Source organism: Spirochaeta thermophila DSM 6578 (assembly GCF_000184345.1).
In the GTDB taxonomy this organism is placed as follows: Bacteria; Spirochaetota; Spirochaetia; order Winmispirales; family Winmispiraceae; genus Winmispira; species Winmispira thermophila.
In genome coordinates this window covers 104220-125600 of record NC_017583.1, presented here as the reverse complement: position 1 = coordinate 125600, position 21381 = coordinate 104220, and the positions used below count along the sequence as shown (strand labels likewise).

The window sequence follows — 21381 nt, the reverse complement described above, 5'->3', positions numbered from 1 at the left end:
GGGAGGAAACCGTCCATGCTCAAGAACCTGAGGCTGTCCTACAAGATCATCCTCATCGCCCTCATCATCATCGTGCTCTACTCGCTCTTTGTGCTGCTCTACGTCTATCCGGAGGTGAGGAAGGACCTCTACGCGGAGAAATACCTCAAAACCCGACACGTGGTCGAAGTGGCCTACAGCGTCTTCGAGTTCTACGCGCAGAAGGTGGAGGAAGGCTCCCTCTCCCTCGAAGAAGCCCAGACCCTCGCAAAGGAAGAGATAAAGACATTCAGATATGAGGAGGAAGAATACTTCTGGATAAACGACATGCGTCCTTACATGGTGATGCACCCCTATAAACCCGAGCTTGATGGCACAGATCTCTCCGACTACGAGGACCCCAACGGCAAGAAGCTCTTCGTGGAGATGGTGAAGGTGTGTAAGGAGGCAGGCGCCGGGTTCGTGGACTACATGTGGCCCAAACCGGGTTTCGACAAGCCCGTACCCAAGATTTCGTACGTGAAGCTGTTCAAGCCGTGGAACTGGATCATAGGGAGCGGGATCTACCTCGACGACGTGGAGGCCGAGACCGGGGCCCTCTTCAACCTCATCCTCATCTCCATCACCGTCATCGTGGCCATCGCCCTCGGTCTCACCATCCTCATGGCACGGAGCATCTCCCTTCCCATCACCAGCGTGAGCAGCAACCTCCTCGCCTCCTCCAACCAGCTCGAATCGGCCGCCACCCAGGTCTCCTCCTCCAGCCAGGAACTCTCCAGCGGCGCGAGCGAGCTCGCAAGCTCGGTCGAGGAGATCACCAGCAACATGGAGGAACTCCAGTCCATCATCGAGTCCAACACCAAGACCGTCACCGAGGCCGAGCTCCTCATGAAAGAGACCAACGAGAGCGCCGGCCTCTCCACCCAACAGACCGAGGAACTCCAGAACGCCATGACCCTCATAAGCGAGAACGCCAGGAAGATCGTCAAGATCAACAAGGTCATCGACGACATCGCCTTCCAGACGAGCATCCTCGCCCTCAACGCCGCCGTGGAGGCCGCCAGGGCCGGTGAGGCCGGCAGGGGTTTCGCCGTCGTCGCCGAGCAGGTCAAGTCCCTCGCCCAGAAGAGCGCCGAGGCCGCAAAGGAGACCACCGAGCTCATCGAGACCGTGGTCGACAGCATCGACTCAGGCCAGGAGAAACTCTCCACCGTCAAGGAGAGCGCCCTCAAGGTGAGCACCCTCGCCGGCAAGGTCAACGTCCTCCTCGACGAGATCACCACCGCCTTCAAGGAACAGTCCAGGGGTGTCTCCCAGGTCACCAAGGCCATCTCCCAGGTCAACACCGTGGTACAGGGGACGGCCGCCTCCTCCGAGGAGACCGCCAGTGCAGGGGAGGAGCTCCTCTCCCAGGTGGAACAACTCCGTGAGGTCGTGGTCGTCCTCAACCGCATCGTGAACGGCGCCCGCGCCGCCGCCACCCACGCGGACGGCGGGCACCACGCGGAGAAGGACCACCCCCCCGCCAAGACACCGCCCCGGACCACACCCCCACCGAGGGAACCCCACGACCACAAGGACGTCGAGATCATACGCCCCGAGGAAACCCTCCCCCTCGACGACTTCAAAGACTTCTAGGAGGAGGAAAGCTGAGCACTACTGAAGAATAAGGAGCTGTCTCCCGATGAAAATAGGGGAAACTCCACTACTCTTCACCATAATGAGTGAAGGGAATCCACGAGGAAACAGGGGAGTAGGAAGTGGGCGGGCTTCTCGAACGGGCGAAACGTTATAGGGCGGAAGGTGGCTTCATCATCATGGAGGAAACCGGTCCTTCGGAGACAAAACGCTCAACTCTCAATAAAGAGGAAGAGCAAGAAATCCTCGAAGAGATAGAGGAGATCGTCGAAAAGGAGCGTCTCCGGGTCGACGAGACCACCTTCCGTATCACTGCGAGAAAGAGAGGAGTGCTCCTTCCGCTCCTCATCAATTGTGTGGCACTCCTCGCCATCGCGGGCGCCTTCATCGGCTTCCGATACCTCACCACACAGGAGCAGGAGAAGATCGCCTCGGGCAGAGGAACCATCAACGCCGTGGAGGCCAGGCTCATCCAGGAGATCCAGCGGGAAGCCCAGGAGAAGCTCAGGGCAAAGGAACAGGAGATAGCTTCGATCCAGAAACGGCTTCAGGAACTGCAGGCCCAGCAGGAGCAGCTCCAGAGCGAGATGGAGGAACGCATCAGGGAGAAAGAGAGCCAGCTCCGGGAGCAACTCTCCCTCGAACTGGAACGAGAGCGGGAGCGGCTTCAGGAGGCCGGTGTACCTCAGGAACAGATAGAGACCAGGCTCGCCGAGTTCGAAGCCCAGAAGCAGCAGGAATTCGACCAGGAACTCGCTCGCTTCAGGGAGGAGGCGGAAGCGGAGCGGCAGCGTCTCCTCGAGACCATCACCCGCCTCCAGCAGGAGTACGAGGGTACCCTCACCCGCCTCACGCAGGAGCGTGAGGCCCTCCAGACCGAGTTCCAGCAGCACGAGGCCGAATTGCGGAGGCAGTACGAGGCCAGGACCGAAGCCCTCCAGGCCCAGACGCGGGAGGCGCAGACCGCACTCGAGGAGGCCAGGGCCGAACTCGGACGTCTCTCCCGCATGGAGGAGGAGGCGCGGGCCGTGGAGAACCAGATCCTGGGCCTCTACCGGGACATACGATCGGCCATCCAGGACGAGGAATACACACGCGCCCGCCGGTTCCTCACCACACTCCAGGACCTCCTGAATCAGCCCCGGGTAGCCGCCCTCTCCCCCCTCTCGGGCAGAAGGCAGATCGACATCTTCATCACGGAAACCCTCTCCAGGCTCATCGAACAGGAGCAGCAAACCCGCCTCGATACCGCAACCCTCCTCGCCCAGAGCCGTCTCCTCTCGAGGATCGAGAATCTCGTCGACCAAGCCCGTACGGCCCTCTCTTCCGGGGATACGGCAAGGGCCGAAGAGCTCTACACCGCCGCACTCAGCACACTTCCGGCCGTCAAGGAGAGTCACGACTATCTTCTCCAGATGGTGAGAGAGGAAGAAACCCGCCGGAGGGAGGCCCTCACCACCGCCCTCTCCCGTGCGGAGGACGCATACCGGCGGGGATCCCATCAGGAGGCACTCGCAGCCTACAGGGAAGCCCTCGCCTATCTCCCGCTTCCCGCCTCTCGGAGGGAGGCCCTCGTATCCTCGCTCCTCGACATAGGGGGTCGCACGGCCCTCTCCCGCGTGGAGAGAGAAGGAGAGGATGCCGCATCCACCCTCCTCGCCCAGGCCCGAAGCCGGGAGGCCGAGGGAGACTATCCCTCGGCCATGGAATTCTATGCGCGTATCCTCTCGCGTCTCTCCCAGACACCTGTGGGGAGGCAGGCCTTCGAGGGTCTCACCCGCAGCATGCGGGCGTACAACAGGCAGGTGGAACAGGAGAACACTGCCCACGAGAGAGAGGCCGCCCGGTTCACGGAGCAGATCTCGTCCCTTGAGGAACAGCTCGAAGCACTCAGATCCGAAAACGCCCGCCTCAAGGAAGAACGCGACCGCATGGCTCGGGAGACGCGCACCCTTCCGCCGGAGGAGGAAGCACGAATCCGAAGGGAGATAGAGCGGCTCACCCAGGAGAACGACGCTCTCACCATGAGGATCCAGGAACTGACCCGACAACTCACAGCGGCCCAGGAAGAGCTCGAAGCACGTCCTCCTGCGACCACGGACGAAGAACTCGAATCCCTCAAGGCCAGAATCGAGACTCTCGAAAAGGCCGAGGCTCGACTCAGCAGTCTGAGTCAAGGCTATGAAACCTATGCCCGGACCGAGGACCAGCTCCTGAGCCGGTACGGCGAACGGGGAAGGGTGGAGGCAAAGTCATATCTCGACACCTTCCTGGGGTCTTCGGAGGTGGAAGCCACGTTTCCGGGACTCCTCGCCCGGATCAAGGAGTACGACCGGGCCTTCGAGAAGGCGGGAAGGGAGGCGGCGCTTCTCGAGGTGATCGATCTGGTGGAGGCACTCAGCGTGCTCCCCTCGCGTGAGGCGAGGGTGCGTTTCCTGGAGGAGCAGGCCCGGGAAACGGAGGAAGGCTCACTCCTCGAAGAGATCATCGAGGCGCTCACACTCATTTTGGAGTGATGAGGGATCAGCGAAGAGGATAGGCGTATACCTCGAAGAAGGCCGCACTCCCCTCTTTCGTCTTGAGGATGTGGGGAAGGGAGAAGAAGAACGCCTCTTTCCCCTCCCATTCGTACCAGCCCGCAGGTGTGAGACGTTCGGCCGAGAAGCGATCCTCGAGCGAGAACGCGGGATCGTAGACGAGGAACTCACCGGTCGATTCCTCATAGGTGAGGAGGTACCCCGAAGGCGTCACCTCCAGCGGCACACCTTCCACACCGATATCATCCTCACGGAGAGCACCTTCTTCCTCATACCACACATGGAGAGAGGAATCTTCCGGCCCCCGGAAGAGGCTCTCATATCGAAACACATCGAAGAGGTAGACTCCTGGTCCGGACACCCCTGAAAGGGATATATCCGACGAACCGAACCCTCTCAAGTCCAGGTTCACATCGTAAGAATAAAGCCCCCACGCACTCCCGGCAGCCACATACTCGTAGTAGGTACCAGCCCCATCCCCGAAGAGGAGAGCCACATACAGCGGTTCCGAAGGGGACCCCTGGAAGGAGAGGAACGCCCCGTACTCTGTGTAACCTGTGGCTGAGAAGAGATCAGAGAGGGAACCGGGAGTCCCCCAGGAGACTGCCTCCCCGTTCCTCTCTCCCGGCATGATCCACCATCCTCCTCCATCGTAGTAGAGGAGGGCTGCCTCCGCCTGCTCCTCGCTGGTGGAACCCATCACCAGCCGGGTCACTTCCGGATGCACACTCTGATCCATGAGAGTTTTGTCCCCAGAGATCCACTTCACCTGCGCATAGTCGCGCCCCTTCATCAGGACCACCCCCCTCTCGATCGCATCCCGTTCCGGAAAGTACGCGAGGTTCTCGTAGGAGGAATCCCAAGGGACCCCCACGACCCCCGTCTCCCCTACCTTCTCCAGCCTTCCATCGAGGGTGAAGAGGGTGAGGAGGAGATTCTCGTCGTACGGCGGAAGCACACATCCCGTGAGCACCGACAGAGAGAAAAGGCCCACCCACAACCTATACCTCATTGTCACCATGTCACCTCCACTCCTGCCTTCATCCCCGGCCGGAAGATACTCCTGGCGATGTCCTCCGCCCGTTCCGCCTCTTCCCCCAACATCTCGTAGAACAACAGTCGATTCTTCGTCATGTAGGCGGTGAGACCCCCTTCCACCACCATCGCCCACCTTCGGGAAAGCGGCAACCTGATCCCGCTTCCGAGGACCACACCGCCCGGAGCCACCGGATCGATCGCCCACTGCCCCTCGGGGTACACAACCCGGAGGAACACGCGCATGGTACCGAAAAGGGAGATCCCGCTCCTCCATCGAATGAAGGTGGTCCGCAGGCCGACCCAGGGCTCGATAAGGGCAAAGGAGACGAAGCCCGCCTGCCGGTCACTCTCCCACGGACGCTCGGGGAGGTAGAGCCCCGCGCCGTACCAGTCCACCCCCCCTCCCGCCGAGAACCAGTCGGGGACCACCTCGTACATGACCGAGAACCCGGGGAACTGGAAGTACTGGAGGTTCACGCCGGTGACAAACCCCACGACCCGCTCCTGCGGGAGCCGTACCTTCGTCTCCTCCCCCACCCGCAGCACGGCCACCATCTCCTCGGTGGTGTAGCCCTCCCGCGTCCCCCTCACCACGTAGGTGGAAGGAGCAGGCAACCTGAACCGTATCACCCCCTCCTCCCCCACCTCCACCGGATCGGTGAAGATCCCCTCGAGGAGCGTCCCCGGCACCGCCTCCACGACGAGTCTCCCCTCACCCTTTGTGGCCAGATCACGCATACCCCTGAACCGGGCATCGAACCTCTCCAGGGCTTCCTTGAGGGCAGACAGTCGGGCCTTCACCACCAGAGGCGAAGAAACGGCCGTATCCACTCGAAAGTCGAACACTTCCTCCTCTGTGTCGAACCGGTAGGCGCGGTACCGGAGGGCTCCACCCTCCGCGGTGATGAGGAGCGCCGCCGCGGCGCCCCGTCGCTTCGCATCGTCACGCCAGTCGGGAGGAACAGAACCGACCTCCTCAACCACCACCCACGAGTAGGAGGTGAGAAGCGCGAGTGTCTCTTCATACCAGATGGCGGCTTCGTGCCCTTCAGGATCCATGTAAACGGCCACCTGCACCGTCAGCGCCCACATGCCGCTCCCCAGGACGAAAAAGAGAGCCACGGCACCCAGCCGACGAAGCCTGCTTCTCACCACCACACCGGCCCCCGGAAGACCTTCTCGACCACGGGATCGAAGACGTAGAGCGCATCCCCCGCAGGGGCATAGGCCCAGAACACCTCGTAGTCCCACGGCATCTCGGTAGAGTCCACGAACTCACCTTCAAGGTTGTACCGCTCGTGGATGCGCACGTCCTCCTCCCACTTCGAGACGAGGATACCCTCCTCGGTCACCGAGACCACGCTGTCGTAGTTTTCGAAGGGAAGGGGAAACCATGGATAGTGGTCGAACAGAGGGGTGGACCATGATTGATACGAATCGAACGGCAGTAAGAGGAAACGGCGCGCACCTTCTTTCCCGCACTCCAAGACCACGTGATCCTTCACCCTCCATCCGTCTCGTACGTCCCACTCGAACGGCAGGGTGTACGTGGTAAGAGTCTCCCAGTTGCGATCCCTTACCTCTATGTTGAGAGAGGCCTCGTCCCCCCACAGCCTGTAGTTGTAGAGGCTTCCCCCCTCTTCCCCCCAGAACCCCCTCCCTCCCTCGATCAGCTTGGGATCCCCGCTCCCCTCGGGATCGATCCAGTAATCCCCGAACACCACCTTGTTCGAGGCATCCACGAAAGGCGTGTCGTAGAGCCTCTCGGGCTCCTGGAAGTCCTCGGTCTCCAGGACACGTTTTATGCCAAGCTCTCCGTCCATCACGAAGAGTCTCCCCCTCATCCCATTCTTCTCCCGTATCCCGAACACGACATACCTCGAAGAGGGCCCGTCCGATACCGCGAAGACCGCCTCGTAGTGTTCATAGAACGGAGTGGCACCAAAGTCTTCCAGATACTCCCCGAGGTCTGTGCTCTCCTCGGCCCACCGGTCGTAGAACGGAAAACGGGAAAGCTCGAAGAGCGAACACCCCGTCACGAGCAGGAAAGAGACCAGGAGTCCCCATACCATAGACGAACGTCCAATTCCTACCATCGGTATCCCACTCCACATGAAAGTGCGGGTCCTCCCTCTGGATACAGGGAGATCGAGCCCTGAGGGAGGAGACCGGTACCCGCGGCATAGTCGTACCCGGTGCGTGCATACAGGGTCCACCCGGGCACCACCACCCACTCCACCCCCAACCCGATGAGGTGGTAGTAGAGATCGAACGGCACGCCCTCCACGAACGAGAGGTACCCTCCGATACCACTCTCCATCCACAGCCGCACGGTCGAGCTCACCCCTCCCACGAGGTACGCCCCTACTACTAACTCACTCTGGTTGCGAACCACCACCTCAGGCATCCACCACCGGCCGCCCCCCTCGGCGTAGACGTAGTCCCTGAGCCCTGCGAAGACCCGATCCGGCAGGGCGTACCATCGTCCCTCCACCCCCGCCCCCTTGAGTTGGCCAAGCGTGCTGAAGACCCCCACCTCGAAGCGATGTTGTCTGGGAAGGGGCGGAAGCTCCACCACCACGGGACTCTCCTCGATCACCACCTCCACATCCCTCGGGAAGTAGCCCTCCTTCTCCACGGTGAGCTTCACCCTGCTTCCCAGCACCACCCTGAACGGATCCCCCACGAGCACCCCCTCCTCGATGGTGCCGAGCACCACATCCCCTACCTTCACCACCGCTCCCTCGTCCGGCCCCCTCACCTCCACCGGAAAGACCGCATCCTCAGGGGCAGCCACCTCCGGGAACCGGCTCAGCCACCGGGACAGAAGGTCCTCCACGGCCCTGTCCACCTCGGCGTAGAAGGAGAGGTTGAGAGGGAAGGAGGCCACCACGGCCGCCACGAGACTCCTCGTCTCTCCTTTTTCCACGTAGAGCCGGAGCGAGACCACGCCCCGTCTCCCGCCGCCCCACATCCTGGTGGTGAGCACGTAGCCCGCATCATCCTGCACCAGCACCTCTCTCGCCTCCAACGAAGCGACGAGGGCCTTCACCACGAGTTCGGGGGATAAATCCAGATCCTCCACCACGGGGTCTTCGAGCCTGACCTGGGGCACGGCGGAGAGGACGGCCACGCCCCAGAGCATCCCCACTATCGTCGGCAGGGCCTTACGCATGTCCATCACACTCAAGTATAGTACGTCCTCGCGGATTTTTCACTTCACCAGCATCTTCTCCACCCCGTCCCAGTCGGGAGGAGGCGGTTCCACGACATAGAGCCTGCACCGCTTGGAGAGCATCTGCGCGGGATAGTCCTGAGGATCGAGCTCGAGGATCCGCTGGAAGAGCACCGCGGCCTCGTCGAACCTTCGGGTATAGTAGAGCTCCATCCCCTCGTTGTGCAGCTTCCAGATCTCCCCCTGCCGTGGTGAGAGCTCACGCTTCACCGTGTAGATGCGCACCCCCCGGTGCTTCCCCTTCACCGCCACGGTGTCGAGGAGCCTCACCGGGAGCTTCCCCTCCACCTTCCGGAAAAGACTCTCCGAGATGACGATCTCCTGATGATAGTACTTCGTGAGTCCTTCCAGGCGGGAGGCGAGGTTCACCATATCCCCGATCACCGTGTAGTCCATCTTCTTCTCACACCCTATGTTGCCCACGGTGACGAGGCCGTAGTTGATACCCACCCCTATCCGGAACTCGGGCTTCCCCTCCTCGACCTGCCTCTGATTGAACTCCTTCACCTTTTCCGTCATCTCTATCGCAGCCAGCACGGCGTTGTATCCGTCGTCCGGCCGCTTCACCGGGGCACCGAAGAAGGCCATGATCGCATCGCCTATATACTTGTCCACGATCCCGTTGCGGGCGGTGATGATGTCCACCATGAGCGCAAAGTAGCGGTTGAGGGCCTCGACCAGCTCGTCGGGGGGCATACCCTCGGAGATGGTGGTGAAGCTCCTGATATCGGAAAAGAGCACCGCGAGCACCCGGTTGTCGCCCACCAGCATGGATTCGGGATGTTCGAAGAACTGATCGATGATGTCCTGCGGTACGTACTTCTGGAAGATGTTTCGAATCTTCATCTCGTTGCGTCTGGCGACCACCGCATCCATGGCATAGTTCTTGATGCTCGTATAGGCCCGATCGAGTCCCTCCACCATCAAGTTGAACGTGTGTGAGAGCTCACCTATCTCGTCGTGGTATTCCACCGGCACCCGCTGGGAGAGATCGGTGGAAGCGATGATCCCCTGCATGGTGGAGACCACACGGGACAGGGGGCGCAGGAGATACCCTACGAAGAAGAACACGAGGAGCGAGGCGAACAGGATACTTCCCGCCACGATGTAGATCGTCTGGGTGGTGATCTTCTCCACATCCTGGTAGAAGGTAGTCCGCGCCTCGGTGAGGACCACATACCAGGAAAAGGGTTCGAAGAAGAATCCCCTTCCCACGCGTTCCGTATCCCCCAGCCTGAGGGTGAAGAACCCTTCCGCCCTCCCGGCCTCGAAGACCTCCCGTATCTTCCCCCAGTCTTCCGGAGCCAGCTCCACCGGAGAAGTGGAGAAGGCGAGCGCACCCTCTCCGTCGACGGCGAGGATGAGCTCAGTGGTGCTCCTTATGAGGGTGGCGGCGAACGAGGCCATCCCCTCCTGCGTGGCAGACCGCATCTCGGGCCTGTCGGAGAGTCCGCTCTCCACAAGCACCTGCCACTGTGTGAGCATGTACTTCTCCAGCTCCTCGGCCTTGAAGCCGAGGAACTCCCGCGCGATCCTGGTGATACCGGATGTAGCGAAGAAGTATGAAGAGAGCCCCGCCATCAAGAGCGAAAGCACGAGGATGGGGATGATGACGAGCACCACCTTTATCCGTATGCTCACGCGAACCTCACTCCTACCTCCAGGACATGAACTGGACGATGGCACCCTTCAGAGCTTGCGCCGTACCGGCGAGCTGACGGGCCATGTCCCGGATACTCCCCATCTGGGCGAAGAGCTCCCGGATGGCGGCCGAGACCTCCTCCGTGGCGGCCCGGTTCTGCTCGCTCACCGCCACCACCTCGTCTATCATGGTGTTCACCTGTTGGGCGTCCCGATCCATGAGGTCGGCCTGCCGTTTGTTCTCCTCTATCACTTCGGAGACCCGCTCCACCGAATCGAGGAACTTCCCGATGAGGACCTGAAAGCTCTCCATGAGCGACGAGAGGCTCCCCATCTGCTCCTGTATCTCGCCGGAGAGTTCCTCCATGGAGGCTGCGGTGAGGCCCACCTGCTCCTGTATCTGGGCAACGATCTGCGCGATCCTTGAACTCTCCACCCCCGACTGCTGGGCGAGTTTTCTCACCTCTTCCGCCACCACGGCGAAGCCCTTCCCCGCTTCCCCCGCATGTGCGGCCTCGATGGCTGCATTGAGGGCGAGCAGGTTCGTACGCACCGCCACGTTCTCTATGGAAGCCACCACCTCTCCTATGGTCTGCGAGAACCCGCCCAGTTCCTCCATCCTCCCCACCACTTCGCTCATCTTCTCCCGCACGTGGGTGAGTCTGTCCACCTGGTGGCCGAGGGTGCGCACCGCATCCCGCAGGTCCCCGCGCAGGGCGCTGGAGGCATCCACCGCCTCCACCTGTCTGTCCACGCCCTCCCTCACACGCTGGATGGACCCCATGAGGTGCGAGACCGCCTCGGCACCCTTCTGCACCGTGGATTGCTGCGACTCCACGCTCTCGGCGACCTCGGTGATGGCGCTCTGGATCTCCCTCATGGCGAGATCCGACTCCTCCGTTCCCTGGGCGAGCACCGTGCTGAGACCGAAGAGATCCTGTGCGGTCTCGGAGATACCGTAGAGCAGTCCTCGAACCGTGAGGGGCTCGGTGTTGTACGTGGCGATGGGGAGCCCCTCATGCGCCAGGTGGTTGAGGAAGGGAAAGATCCTGCGGTCCTTCACGGTGACCGCGAGGGCGTCGGGAGAGGTCTCGGCGATCTTTTCCTTGATGTAGGGGATGAGTTCGTATGCGGAGAGCATCTTCCCTCCCCTCACCCGGTGGGCGGGAGGACACGCCCACTCCACCTCTGCGTTGTAACCGGAGAGGACCCCGGCCACCTGGGAGACCCCCTGTTTGATCTGCTCGAAGACCTCGTACCGCTCGTCTCCTATGAACAGGATTTTCACCGGTCTGTCCGACGGCCCCAGGGGCTCGGCCCTCCGTGCGAGACGTTCCTTTGAGATCCTCACCCCCTTGCCGGGTTCCCAGAAGTCTCTGAAGTTCTCCTTCGTCACCCGGTCCACCGTGGTGGGGATGTGCGAAGAGGCGGGCCTCCAGGAATGGACCACGTAGTTGAAGAGGTGCACCGCCGTATTGTAGCCCTGGAAGAAGAGATCCTGGTCCATGGCCACGTCGAGGGTCCCGTCTTCGAAATAGGGGATGAGGGCATCCCGGAGTTCGTGTACCACCAGATAGAGATCCTTCCTCCCCGACTCCTTCACGGCCCTGCACACACCCTCGGGCGACGTCTCGTCTGCGCAATAGACGGCCGCCACGTCGGGATGAGCGCGAAGCACCTCCCGAACCGACCTCACGGCATCCTCCACCGTACCTCCGGTGAAGAACGGACCGAGGATCTCGAGATCGGGGAACCTCAGGCCCGAGATGTTCCGGAACCCCTGGACCCTGAGCATGTTTCCCACATGGCGGGGAGAACGGGCGAAGAGGGCCACCTTGCCTCTCCCGCCGAGTCTGCCGCCGATGTCCTCTGCGCAGGTAATACCCTCCAGGAACAGATCGCTCCCCACATAGAAGACCCGGTGGAGCGGCTCTCCGGTGATCCTGTTGACCTCCCGGACCACCCTGAAGAGGCGGGTCTGGATCGGCCTGAGAGGCCCGGGCGTGGCCTTGAGATTTCCGTCCCTCGACAGTCGGATCGATGTCTCGAGGTTCCCCTGAGAGATCTCCTCCAGGGCATCCTCCACCACCGAGAGAAGACGCATCGTGTTCCCTACCCCTTTCCCCATCCTCCCCTTGAGCAGGAAGAAGGCCATCCCCCCTCCAACCACGATACCGGCAACGAGCAGCCCTACTTGCAGCATTCCCTTCTCCTTACTAAAGTCACAATTCTTATAGTAGCAGAAAGGGGGACAAGATGCAAACAAATCCTTCCCTGTTCCCGCTTAATGGCGAATTCCCCCTCTTCCTCGCCCCCATGGCGGAGCTCACCCATTCCGGATTCAGGACCCTCATCCATACATGGGGGGGCTGCAGTGTCTACGCCACGGAGATGATAAGCGCTCCCGGGCTCCTCTCGAAGGGACCCTACGAACGTTTCTATCTCGACTTCTCTCCGGACCCGTCGCGTACCATCGTCCAGCTCGTGGGGTACGACATGGACTCCCTCGTACAGGCGGCCGGGATCCTCGCGGAGCACCCGATCCTGGGGGTGGATATCAACATGGGATGCGCCGCCCCCGAGATACGCAAGCGGGGAGGCGGAGCGGGATGGCTCCTCAGAGGAGAAGAGGCCGTACGCCTCGTGGGGGAAGTCCGAAGGCTCCTCCCCCCTCACCTCTCCCTCTCCGTGAAGATCCGCATCCCGGAGTCCCTCCCTCTCGAGGAATTCATCCTCTTCCTTCAGAGGCTCGCGAAGCAGGGCCTTTCCTTCATCACCGTACACCCCAAGGGACTCAAGGAGAAACACGACCGACCCGCGCGCTGGGACCTCATCCCTCCTCTCCTCGAGGAGATCCCGATACCCGTGGTGGGAAACGGGAACATCACCTCCCTCGATGTGTACCGGAAGAAGAGGGAGGAGCTACCGAGGCTCGCAGGCATCATGATCGGACGGAAGGCCGTGGAGGCCCCGTGGTTCTTCGCCTACCTCAGGTCGCGGGAACGAGGAGGGGGAGGACCGTTCACCGTGAATCTCGAGGAGACCGCCCGTTCCTTCCTGGAGCTTCTCTCCCGCCACCAACCCCCCGAGTTCCACCTCTCCAGGGCGAGGAGATTCTTCAGGTACTACACGAGGAACCTCTTCTTCGGGCACACGCTCCTCTCCGAGCTCCTCAAGGCCGATTCCCTCACGGAGATGGAACGCCTGCTATCCGCGTACTTCGAACGGCATCCGGAAGAGATCGTCCACGAAGAGAAGTGACAGGCGGCACGTCACTCCCAGGAGATTTCGTACTCCCTCTCCTCCCCTGCGAGAAGGGGGAAAAAGGGAATCGTGAAGACCGCGGCATCCTGTCCCTCTCGAACGCCCCCCTTCACCGCTGCCACAGGGGCATCTGCACTCACCCTGAGCACGAGTGCGGCTCCGTCCAACATGAGATTCACCTCGTGCGGCGTGGCATACTCCTCGAAGACCCAGTGGAAGTAGGCCCGCATGTCCTCAGGCGAAAGCGCGGGAGGCGGGAGGAGCCGCTCGGCGGTCTCCTCGTCTCCCAGTACGAGCGAGAAGATCCAGACGAACAGATCCCTGTCCGCCTTGATCTTCAACCCCCTGTCCATGGCCGACCCCGCCACCTCATCCCTCTCCAGAGAGGCGAGGAACCTGCGCACCTCCTCCACTTCGAAGGAGAAGGAGAGCACCCCTTCCCCTTCGGGATCGAGCGAGACGAACCGAAACCCCGGATACCGTGCGGCCGTGGACTGCAGACGTGCGAGGTCGAAGAGGGGGGCCTCCTCCACCTGGAGGTCCTTCCAGTAGGCGAGGAGTATGGGATCCACCACCACCCTCCCCACCCCCCGCGCCCCCTGGCCCCCCAGCACCAGATCCACCTCCACCCTGCACCCTCCGAGGGCGAGCATCCCCCCGAGCATCACGAGACCCAGCACCTTCTTCACACCGCCACCTCCTTCCCCTGATCATAGCCCATCCTCTCGGTCCCGCTCAACCGTCCCTTCGAACTCCACCCAGAAGACCGCCCCACCCCCCTCCGCATCCTCCACCCCCACCCTCGCCCCGTGCAGCCGTGCCACCTCCCGCACCAGCGCGAGCCCGAGCCCCATTCCTCCCTCCCTCGAGAGCGACACGAACTCCTGGAATATCCGCTCCCTGTCGGTCTCCTTCACCCCCGGCCCCTCGTCGGCCACCGCGAATCGCACCCTGCCGTCCCGCTCCTCCAGCATCACCCGCACCAGGGTGTCGGGATACGTGTACTTCACCGCGTTGCCCACCAGGTTGTCCATGAGCTCCTCGAGGAGCAGGGGGTCGCCCCGCACCGTCCAGGGGCGCCCCCGGTCGAACCCATAGGCCACGCCCACCCCCTTCGCCCTCGCCCGATCCTTCCATCGCTGGACCACCTGGAGGAGGAGCACCGAAAGGTCCACCGGCGCTCCTCTCTCCAGATCCACGAGACGCCGCACCCGCGCATACCCCAGAAACCCCTTCACCAGACCCAGGATCCGACCCGCCGCCTCCTCTATCCCCGAGAGATACCGCTCCAGCCCCGCCGGAACCCCTTCCCTGAGCAGGGCTGCCGCCTGGAGGATGCTCGAGGCGGGAACCTTCACGTCGTGAGCCACCAGGTTGAAGAGCCGTTCCTTGAGTCTCAGGAGCTCCTGGAGTTCTTCGTTCTCCTCCACCGCCCGTTTGAGCCGGATGAGGTTCCGCACCCGGGCGAAGAGCTCGTCCTCCTGCGGCGGTTTCACGATGTAGTCGTTCCCGCCGGCCTCGAGGGCCCGTGCCACCTCGGACGGCTGAGCCAGGGCCGTGAGGAAGAGAACGGGTAACCTGAACATGGGATACCGCTCCCTGATGAGCTCGCACACCTCCACCCCGCTCAAGCCCGGCATCACGATATCGAGGAGCACGAGATCGAACTCCCCGAGTTCCTCCACCCGACGGACCGCCTCTCCCCCCGAAGGCACCCCTTCCACCTCGAACCCCCGCCGCTCGAAGAGCTTCACGAGGAACGAGAGCGTGAGGATATCGTCCTCCACCACCATTATGCGTCCCTCTGACACCGCAAGGCTCCTTGTCGAGACAGTATACTATCACCATTCTAGTACACCCCATGATCCCTTTCCAGTTTTCCATCCCCATTTCCCACACGCACTTGCGTCCCCCGGTCCAACCTGGTATAACCACATCATGAAAGGCGTCATCGTCGCGGCCGGCTACGGCACCCGTTTCCTTCCCGCCACCAAGACCGTGCCCAAGGAGCTCCTCCCTCTCGTCGACATCCCCTCCCTCCAGTTCATCATAGACGAGTTCACCGCATCCGGGGTCGACGAGATCCTCGTCATCTCCTCGCGCAGGAAAAAGGCCCTCGAAGACTACCTGGACAGGGAAATCGAGCTCGAGCTCGCTCTGGAACGGGCAGGGAAGCCGGGCCTCCTCGACCGCATCGCCCCACCCCGAGCCCACGTCTTCATCGTGCGCCAGCAGGAGATGAGGGGCACGGGTCACGCCCTGCTCTGTGCCAGACCCTTCATCGGTGACGAGCCCTTCGTGGTGGCCTACCCCGACGACCTCCACTTCGGGAACCCACCCCTCACCGCCCAGCTCATCAAGACCTACCGGGAGACGGGCTGCTGTGTCCTTGCGAGCATACACGACCCTCCCGACCTCTCCCGGTACGGCGTGCTCAAACTTGCATCAGACGGTCTTCACGTGGAAGACATGGTGGAGAAACCCGCACCCGGCACGGAACCGAGTCGCGAGATCTCCATCGGAAGGTACCTCTTCACGCCCGACGTGTTCCCCCTCCTCGAAGAGGGATGGAAGACGCACACCGGAGGTGAATACTACCACCTCTACGCCCTGCGGCGCCTCATGGCCCAGGGAAAGGTCGTTCACAAACGCGTGGAAGGGAAACGAATCGACACCGGGGAACCGTCCGGCTACCTCGAGGCGATCCTCGACTACGCCCTCACCCGGGACGACCTTCGGGAACCCTTGAGACGGTGGATCTCACGGCACGTCGGATTCCTCGACAAGACCTGACCAGGGATCCGGGGCCCTCTTCTCTCCCCTCCTGTAGGCCTCGACGCACGAGAGGAAACGCTCCGCCTCCTCCATCCTCCCCCGCTTGCGAGCCCCCCGGGCGTGCACCTCGCACTTCCGTAGGAGCTCCTCCCGGGCCACCCCCCTGTGTTCGGGGAGGAACACGTCCTCATCCACGAGGGGCTTGAGGGCCATGATCCTGAAGACCTCGATGTGCCCGTACTTCTCCGAAAGCTGTTCCCAGTCTCCCGCCCGCTTCACCACCACAGGCTCGTCGAGGTAGGCCACGGGATACCTGTCGGTGAGCCTGAGCCAGAACTCGTAGTCCTCGGCGATCTCCAGGTCTTCCCGGAAACCGCCCAGGTCCTCGAAGACGCGTCGTTCCATCAGGACCGTGGAAGGGCCGATGATGCACTTCCTCACGGCCCAGGGGAATACATCCCCCTCCCGTCTGTGCACCTGCCCGGCCTGGGAGACGATCCGTCCCTTCCTCATCCACACCTCGCGGGCATGGACGAGAGGGATACCCTCACCCGCGCGCCCTTCCCAGACCGCCATCTGACGTGAGAGCTTCTCGGGTTCCCACAGGTCGTCGGAGTCGAGAAAGGCGACGAGATCCCCCCTCGCATGTTCCACCCCCACGTTCCTCACCTTCCCCGGCCGGCCGCAGTGCGCCATCCTCACCACTCGGGCCCCCCGGCGCTCCCCCACCTCGGCGCTCCCGTCCTCGGACCCGTCGTCGACCACGATCACCTCCAGATCGCGCCAGGTCTGGCGTACCACGGAGGCGAGGGCCTCCTCCAGCAAGGAAGCCCTGTTATGGACCGGGATGACCACGCTCACCAGAGGCATCGTCCCCGCTCCCCTCGAGCACGTACTCGCCCAGCATGCCGGAGAGACGTTCCACGTACTCGGACGTACCCCGGGCAAGCCGTTCGATCTCCGAGGCGCCCTGGAGTATCTCGCGCGCCCCTCCTTCTATCTCGGTGAGCCCTCGAAGGACGTCCTCCGAGAGGCTGTACACCGATTGGATGGAGCCCCGCAGTACGTCGGCACCACGCGAGACGTCCTTCATCCGCTCGTCGATGAGGCGGGCGTCCCGGGACACCTCCTGGCTTCCCCCGAGGACCTGTGCACCCCCCTTCGCCATCTCCGTGACGTTCGCCACCACCTCGTTGAGGGCGAGCACGGACTCGTCGATCTCCTTCACCACCGAGTCGAAGACCTGCACGCTCTCACGACTCGTGCGAGTGGCGGTGTCCACCTTCTCGTGCATCTCTCTGAGGGTGGCGGTGATCCTCGAGGCGTGCCCCGCCGTGGCCTCGGCCAGTTTCCTGATCTCCTCCGCGACCACCGCGAAACCGCGCCCCGCGTCGCCTGCGTGGGCGCTCTCGATGGCGGCGTTGAGAGAGAGAAGGTTGGTCTGGGCTGCCACGGTGTTGATGATCCCGATGATCTCCATGACGTTGGAGATGGCCGTCCCTATCTCCTCGACCGCATCGTTCGCCGAGGAGAGGAAGGCCCCTCCGCGGTGCACCATCTCTCTCACCTGGTCGAAACGGGCCACCCGCTCCTCGAGGAGTCGGGTGACGCTCTGGATCGAGGCGTTCACTTCCTCGATGGAACTCGTGATGGTCTCCACGTTCTCACGCTGGTGGGAGACCACCTGCGAGAGGTCGGCGATGGCCCGGTGGATCTTCTCGACCTCCTCCACCGCCGGACCGGCCTGTTCGTCGAGCACGCGACGGAAGGCGGTGCTCAGGGAATCGAGGTTCCGATTGATCTCGGTCACCGCGGCCACGGTCTGGCTCGAGGTATGCGCAAAGGCGAGTCGGAGCTCGTTCAGATGGGCCACCGTCGCCCGAACCGAGGAGAAGAAACCCTGCAGGGCATCCAGCACGGTGTTGATGTAGGAGGCCATTTCGGCGAACTCGTCCCTTCCCCTGAGGTCGGCCCGGACCGTGAGGTCCCTGTTGTTCACCTGGTTGAGCACGTGCTCCACCCGGCGGATGCGGCGGGAGAGGACCACCAGGATCCGGGCGATGAGCAGACTCACGAGAAGAAGGACGAATCCTATGGACACGATCACCGAGATCTGGGTCTGTCGTACGAGGAGCGCCACCTTGTCCTGCACTTCTTTCGAGAGGTTCTGCAGCTCGGCCCCCAATTGGTTGTCGAGGGTCCTGAGGTTGTCCTGGAGTTCGGTGATGATGTCGTGGAGCTCGGCAACCCGGGCATCCTGCCCCTCTTCGAGGATGAGACGGGCGTAGAGCACGTAGAGCCCCCGCTTGTACTGGGCGGGGAGGGAGGGATCTTTCGAGAGCGTGCGCACCGTCTCCTTGGTGGGGCGCATCCGCTCCACGGTGTTCTTCCAGAGCCCGTACGAGCCCTCGACCTTGCTCCGTAGGGATTCGTCCATGAGGGCCTTTCCAGGATGACCGGTGAGGAGCGAAAGCTCCCGCTCGAACGAGTTCTCCGCGAGATCCCAGAGTGACATGAGTTGTACGAGCGTGGTGCTTCCCGCCTCCTGGCTCATCGTCATTCTCACGGCGTTGCTGTACTGGTAGAACTGGCCGACGGCCCGTTCCATCTGGATACCGAACCCGGAGGCGTCCTCGAGACGCCGCATCCCCGCCCGGAAGATGAAGATGGAAAGGATGCTCCCCGCGAGGAGCGCCCCGATGATGAAGAGGAGCGTGGTACGTAATCGCATCTTCCGTCACCTCACCAAGTGGTCGAATTCTCTCGTCATTGGATCAACCTCAATGGAAGCCTCCCTTGCGATCGGGTCATATCCTTCCGTCGAAGCGAACACATAAAGAATACTATATTCTACAGGAAAATTCACGCACTGCAGGAAACCCGCCCACATTCCTCACGGCGATCCGCGTTCCACCCTCATCCTCGCGAGCGCCACCTCCCCCTTTCTGATCTCCGCAGCTCCATCGCCGACCCATATTGCGCACGCATCCCCCTCGTGGGCCTCGCCCACGAAGTTCACGTGGAATTCTCTCCATGCTTCAGGCCGCTCCCCTTCACGCACCAACCCCGTCGTACACCAACCGATGTAGCGGGTGTTGTTCACGTGGCCGTTGGGGTCCACATCCACATATCCTGCGATCACCATCGCTGCTTCCTTGAGGCCTTCCTCTGCTCCCAGTTTGCGTGGCGCCTCCTCGACCGCAGCCTCTTCCAGAAGCCCCATTCTCACCAGCCGTTCAGGGCGGACCGGTCTACGGGAAGCGGCATCCAGGAGCAGCCAGCGGCTCGTGGCCCTCACACACACGCGACCCTCTCCATCCTCCACCAGGTAGTCCCTGCAGGCGAAGATCCCCTCAGAGGGGCGCGGCCAGGTCGTCACCACCACCTCTTCCCCCCACCGGGGGACTCGCTCGTAACGCACGAGGAGGCGCGAAAGAACCCACGCCCACCCGTGCTCCACCACGGCGCGGTAACCGAACCCGAGCTCTTCCGCACTCTTCCACGCGGTCTCCTGGAAGTAACCTGCGAGGGCGTCAGGTCTGAGGAACCCCTTTCCGCAGGATTCGTACGAACGCACCACGAACCGCTCCGCATACTTCATGGCTGTGCCTCGTCGGTTTGTTTTTTCAGGAAAAAACCGATATCCTTATATGAGGAGGATACCATGCTACGAGAGGGAGAGAAAGCCCCCGACTTCGCCCTTCCCGACGACAATGGGGAGGTGCGGCGTCTCTCCGATTTTACCGGCAAGAAGAAGGTGATCTACTTCTATCCCAAAGACAACACCCCGGGCTGCACCGAGGAGGCGTGCGGCTTCAGGGACACGTACGAGACCATTCTCGCCACAGGGGCCATCGTCATAGGGATAAGCCCCGATTCGGTACGCTCCCACGCCTCGTTCAAGACCAAGTACGACCTTCCTTTCTTCCTCCTGAGCGATCCGGAGAAAAAGGTGATCCGGGCCTACGAAGCCCTCACGACCCGAAAGGTGAAGGGCGAGGAGAAAGCACGAGTGCGACGGTGTACGTATATCATCGACGAGCACGACGTGATCAGGGCGGTGTTCCCCGACGTGCGGCCCGAGGAGCACGCGCGCGAGGTGTTGGAGATCCTCTCCCGGATGGAGTAGAATGAATAGGGTGAGACATGCTCCGGTGTCACAACTTTCCCTCCTGATGTGGGCAGCCCTGCTCGTGGGGCTGAGTTCCTGTTCGCTCCAGGACTACCTCGCTCCCTATGAGGGGGTCAACCTCTTGGAGAGTATCCCCTTCTCTGAGTGGGCCGCCGATGATGGCACAGGGACCTATATGCGGTGGGAGGAAGAGCCCACGGTCCAGTACGAAGGGGAGAACGCCTACAGGCTCCGCACCTGCAACCTCCTGTCCAACGGCGACTTCGAGGATGTTCCCTCGGGGGTCTCGCCGTGGTCGAACGGCGGCAGCGTCGGGCTCACGAGAGAGGACACCACCCCCCTCAACGGCACGGGGTCCCTCAAAGTGGACATATCGGATCCCTCGACCGACTATGCATACATCGATGCAACGGCTGTGCTTTCCGACGCCTTTGCAGAAGGAAGCTACCTCTTGCGTTTTCTCTATCAGGTTCCAGGCTCAAACTTCCCCGTGGAGTACAACGACACGGTGGACTCGCCCCGACGCTTCACGACCTTCGTGTCCTCCTCCGGGATCACGAACTCCTTCCCCGATGCCGGGGATCCCGACAACCAGGACAACCTCTTCCAGCGGGATCCTTCGTTCACCTCCCACCGTATACTCATAGGGAGCTTGTCCCAGAACTCGAACGCCGCCACCATCCTCATAGACGACTTCAAGATCCTCAGGTTCGACGATCCACCCATCCGGGCCCGCCTCTCCCTCAGGGCCTCGGGGGACACCCCGCTCGACCTCGTCTCCGGCACCTACCGCCTCTCGTTCATGGTCCGGCAGGACCCGGAGGCCGGCACCGACAACGTCTTCCCCGCCTCCAGGATCGCGGTGCGCATCAACACCCTCTACGACCCCCAGACCGGCACCTTCATCGACAACGGGTATATCCACGCCGTCCCCGCCGAGCCGAGCTGGGATACAGGCTGGGTCGAGGTCTCGGTGGAGGAGCACCTCACCATATCTCCCACAGACCCGGACGACCCGGTGCTCCAGATCTGCATCTCGGCCTCGGACCCCTCCTCCCCCCTCACCATGGACGCGGGCAGCATCCTCGTCGCCCGCCCACGACTCGAGCTGGTGCGGGACTAGGGAAGTCGCTCTCCCCGGG

General features: G+C 62.3%; 17 protein-coding genes. 6 read left to right on the top strand and 11 right to left on the bottom strand.

Going from position 1 to position 21381, the window contains the following annotated elements; genetic code table 11:
- Nucleotides 1-15: 15 nt before the first annotated feature.
- Entirely contained in the window at nt 16-1617 is a 1602-nt protein-coding gene (locus SPITH_RS00495) for a cache domain-containing protein (RefSeq protein ID WP_014623793.1), read from the top strand.
- 122 nt (nt 1618-1739) lie between these two features.
- Entirely contained in the window at nt 1740-4133 is a 2394-nt protein-coding gene (locus SPITH_RS00490; RefSeq protein ID WP_014623792.1) for a coiled-coil domain-containing protein, read from the top strand.
- A gap of 7 nt (nt 4134-4140) precedes the next feature.
- On the opposite strand, the gene SPITH_RS00485 is transcribed toward SPITH_RS00490, so the two are convergent.
- Genes SPITH_RS00485 through SPITH_RS00460 form a run of 6 tightly spaced genes read right to left on the bottom strand, consistent with a single transcriptional unit; the run spans nt 4141 to nt 12271 of the window.
- On the bottom strand, nt 4141-5175 hold the full coding sequence (locus SPITH_RS00485) for a hypothetical protein (RefSeq protein WP_014623791.1): 1035 nt from the start codon (nt 5173-5175) through the stop codon (nt 4141-4143).
- Nucleotides 5169-6350: a hypothetical protein gene (locus tag SPITH_RS00480; RefSeq protein ID WP_014623790.1), complete on the bottom strand. Its 1182-nt coding sequence runs from the start codon at nt 6348-6350 to the stop codon at nt 5169-5171. Before SPITH_RS00480 ends, SPITH_RS00485 begins: the two co-directional genes overlap by 7 nt.
- Nucleotides 6341-7264 carry a hypothetical protein gene (locus SPITH_RS00475; RefSeq protein WP_014623789.1) on the bottom strand — a complete coding sequence of 308 codons (924 nt, stop codon included), beginning with the start codon at nt 7262-7264 and terminating at the stop codon, nt 6341-6343. The genes SPITH_RS00480 and SPITH_RS00475 overlap by 10 nt, the downstream gene beginning before the upstream one ends.
- Before the next feature lie 17 nt (nt 7265-7281).
- A complete protein-coding gene (locus SPITH_RS00470; protein ID WP_245523411.1) occupies nt 7282-8373 on the bottom strand; it encodes a hypothetical protein in 1092 nt (363 codons plus the stop codon).
- 33 nt (nt 8374-8406) lie between these two features.
- Nucleotides 8407-10068: an adenylate/guanylate cyclase domain-containing protein gene (locus SPITH_RS00465; protein ID WP_014623787.1), complete on the bottom strand. Its 1662-nt coding sequence runs from the start codon at nt 10066-10068 to the stop codon at nt 8407-8409.
- Between the two features lie 13 nt (nt 10069-10081).
- Nucleotides 10082-12271, bottom strand: coding sequence for a methyl-accepting chemotaxis protein (locus SPITH_RS00460; RefSeq protein WP_014623786.1), 2190 nt, complete (start codon nt 12269-12271; stop codon nt 10082-10084).
- A 53-nt stretch (nt 12272-12324) separates the two neighbouring features.
- Here SPITH_RS00460 and SPITH_RS00455 point away from each other — a divergent pair, with 53 nt between their 5' ends.
- Nucleotides 12325-13329 carry a tRNA dihydrouridine synthase gene (locus SPITH_RS00455; protein ID WP_014623785.1) on the top strand — a complete coding sequence of 335 codons (1005 nt, stop codon included), beginning with the start codon at nt 12325-12327 and terminating at the stop codon, nt 13327-13329.
- An 11-nt stretch (nt 13330-13340) separates the two neighbouring features.
- Here the strand turns inward: SPITH_RS00455 and SPITH_RS00450 are convergent, their stop codons facing one another.
- Nucleotides 13341-14021: a hypothetical protein gene (locus SPITH_RS00450; protein WP_014623784.1), complete on the bottom strand. Its 681-nt coding sequence runs from the start codon at nt 14019-14021 to the stop codon at nt 13341-13343.
- A 21-nt stretch (nt 14022-14042) separates the two neighbouring features.
- Nucleotides 14043-15143 carry an ATP-binding response regulator gene (locus tag SPITH_RS00445; RefSeq protein WP_014623783.1) on the bottom strand — a complete coding sequence of 367 codons (1101 nt, stop codon included), beginning with the start codon at nt 15141-15143 and terminating at the stop codon, nt 14043-14045.
- Between the two features lie 127 nt (nt 15144-15270).
- Between SPITH_RS00445 and SPITH_RS00440 the strand changes: the two genes are divergently transcribed.
- A complete protein-coding gene (locus SPITH_RS00440) occupies nt 15271-16125 on the top strand; it encodes a UTP--glucose-1-phosphate uridylyltransferase (RefSeq protein ID WP_014623782.1) in 855 nt (284 codons plus the stop codon).
- Here the strand turns inward: SPITH_RS00440 and SPITH_RS00435 are convergent.
- From SPITH_RS00435 to SPITH_RS00425, 3 genes are all read right to left on the bottom strand, one after another.
- On the bottom strand, nt 16093-16977 hold the full coding sequence (locus tag SPITH_RS00435) for a glycosyltransferase family 2 protein (protein WP_014623781.1): 885 nt from the start codon (nt 16975-16977) through the stop codon (nt 16093-16095). The genes SPITH_RS00440 and SPITH_RS00435 overlap by 33 nt on opposite strands.
- The gene (locus SPITH_RS00430) at nt 16943-18838 is read right to left on the bottom strand and encodes a methyl-accepting chemotaxis protein (protein WP_014623780.1); all 1896 of its coding nucleotides are present in this window, start codon (nt 18836-18838) and stop codon (nt 16943-16945) included. The genes SPITH_RS00435 and SPITH_RS00430 overlap by 35 nt, the downstream gene beginning before the upstream one ends.
- Before the next feature lie 162 nt (nt 18839-19000).
- Entirely contained in the window at nt 19001-19708 is a 708-nt protein-coding gene (locus SPITH_RS00425; protein ID WP_014623779.1) for an acyl-[acyl-carrier-protein] thioesterase, read from the bottom strand.
- A gap of 63 nt (nt 19709-19771) precedes the next feature.
- On the opposite strand from SPITH_RS00425, the gene SPITH_RS00420 reads away from it, so the two are divergent.
- Both SPITH_RS00420 and SPITH_RS00415 read left to right on the top strand, forming a co-directional pair.
- Nucleotides 19772-20236, top strand: a complete 465-nt coding sequence (locus SPITH_RS00420; protein WP_014623778.1) for a peroxiredoxin — start codon at nt 19772-19774, stop codon at nt 20234-20236.
- Between the two features lies 1 nt (nt 20237).
- Complete coding sequence (locus SPITH_RS00415) at nt 20238-21362, top strand: carbohydrate binding domain-containing protein (RefSeq protein ID WP_041623942.1); 1125 nt, start codon at nt 20238-20240, stop codon at nt 21360-21362.
- Nucleotides 21363-21381: the final 19 nt, after the last annotated feature.

Excerpts from the sequence above, each read along its gene's own strand:
- SPITH_RS00495 (WP_014623793.1), top strand. The coding sequence starts at position 16 with ATGCTCAAGAACCTGAGGCTGTCCTACAAGATCATCCTCATCGCCCTC.
- SPITH_RS00485 (WP_014623791.1), bottom strand. The coding sequence starts at position 5,175 with ATGGTGACAATGAGGTATAGGTTGTGGGTGGGCCTTTTCTCTCTGTCG.
- SPITH_RS00475 (WP_014623789.1), bottom strand. The coding sequence starts at position 7,264 with ATGGTATGGGGACTCCTGGTCTCTTTCCTGCTCGTGACGGGGTGTTCG.
- SPITH_RS00470 (WP_245523411.1), bottom strand. The coding sequence starts at position 8,373 with ATGGACATGCGTAAGGCCCTGCCGACGATAGTGGGGATGCTCTGGGGC.
- SPITH_RS00460 (WP_014623786.1), bottom strand. The coding sequence starts at position 12,271 with ATGCTGCAAGTAGGGCTGCTCGTTGCCGGTATCGTGGTTGGAGGGGGG.
- SPITH_RS00455 (WP_014623785.1), top strand. The coding sequence starts at position 12,325 with ATGCAAACAAATCCTTCCCTGTTCCCGCTTAATGGCGAATTCCCCCTC.
- SPITH_RS00440 (WP_014623782.1), top strand. The coding sequence starts at position 15,271 with ATGAAAGGCGTCATCGTCGCGGCCGGCTACGGCACCCGTTTCCTTCCC.
- SPITH_RS00435 (WP_014623781.1), bottom strand. The coding sequence starts at position 16,977 with ATGCCTCTGGTGAGCGTGGTCATCCCGGTCCATAACAGGGCTTCCTTG.
- SPITH_RS00430 (WP_014623780.1), bottom strand. The coding sequence starts at position 18,838 with ATGCGATTACGTACCACGCTCCTCTTCATCATCGGGGCGCTCCTCGCG.
- SPITH_RS00425 (WP_014623779.1), bottom strand. The coding sequence starts at position 19,708 with ATGAAGTATGCGGAGCGGTTCGTGGTGCGTTCGTACGAATCCTGCGGA.
- SPITH_RS00420 (WP_014623778.1), top strand. The coding sequence starts at position 19,772 with ATGCTACGAGAGGGAGAGAAAGCCCCCGACTTCGCCCTTCCCGACGAC.
- SPITH_RS00415 (WP_041623942.1), top strand. The coding sequence starts at position 20,238 with ATGAATAGGGTGAGACATGCTCCGGTGTCACAACTTTCCCTCCTGATG.